This is a genomic window from Mesorhizobium sp. M1006 (genome assembly GCF_040318825.1).
Classification (GTDB): Bacteria; Pseudomonadota; Alphaproteobacteria; order Rhizobiales; family Rhizobiaceae; genus Mesorhizobium.
Window position 1 is genome coordinate 1 of sequence record NZ_JAMYMZ010000153.1, and the last position, 822, is coordinate 822.

Here is an 822-nt window from a genome sequence, read left to right on the forward strand (position 1 = left end):
GGCCATTCGTCTGGAAAGCAGATCCCGATGAGATCATTGCAGCAGTCAAACGCGGGCACCAAGCGTTGGAATCAATCCACTAGGTAGTCACCTCGTGGCAAGCAAAGGCGACCGCAGTTAAGACTAGCGGATTTTGTGGCGCTTTCAATATTTCAATATCCGTGACTGGGTGCCTATCGCCTCAGCGGCGCTGGTAAGAAAGCGGGCTTCTCGCAAGAGCGAGTTCCAGTTGAGGTTGCCCAACAGGTTGATGAGATCGCGCGCCTGTTCGACGGTGATCCCCGTTTCTTTGACCAGCCGCAGAATGACCGAGTCGTGCATCGGCGGTGGATTGGCGACTTCGCCGGCATCGTAGAACCTTCCAGCGGGAGCCCAAATCATCGGGACGAGGTAGAGCGTCTGCATTAATAGGCAAGAAGGCCATTCTACAAGCGGACGTTTGTACCCACTGCACTCAACCGGCTGGGTGATTAGCATGAGGCTTAGGCTGCGGTGCATGAGCACGCGGTAGCTGCGCAACCTTCGCTATACCAGCGCACTCGGTCGTGCGCATTGGCACGCTGGCATGTGCATCGGTGGCGGCAACCGGCAGGGTGGGTGGTTTCAGAGATTGAGTGCCGAAAAGGTCAGGAATAAATCGGGAGCGACTGTTCCCGCGTTGTCCTCGACACGCTTGCCCTCCGCATCCGTCCCTTTGATCTCGGTAGTCCACGCGTCGGTTGGCGCCGATTGCTGGCGGATTTGATATAAGCCTATTTGGGCCGGCGTGCGGCAGCGATGGCCTGCAACAGATTGATGCTGTTCACGTCGGGTTCGCTGGAT

Annotated in this window: 2 protein-coding genes; both read right to left on the reverse strand. The window is 57.3% G+C overall.

From position 1 onward, the window contains the following. Window positions 1-144 precede the first annotated feature (144 nt). A complete protein-coding gene (locus NKH60_RS34990; protein ID WP_352852275.1) occupies window positions 145-405 on the reverse strand; it encodes a hypothetical protein in 261 nt (86 codons plus the stop codon). Between the two features lie 198 nt (window positions 406-603). Then, the coding region (locus NKH60_RS34995; protein ID WP_352875139.1) for a hypothetical protein at window positions 604-822 on the reverse strand (219 nt) is incomplete at its 5' end.

What these genes read in the sequence shown, in the direction of transcription:
- NKH60_RS34990 (WP_352852275.1), bottom strand. Translation starts at nt 405, where the DNA reads ATGCAGACGCTCTACCTCGTCCCGATGATTTGGGCTCCCGCTGGAAGG.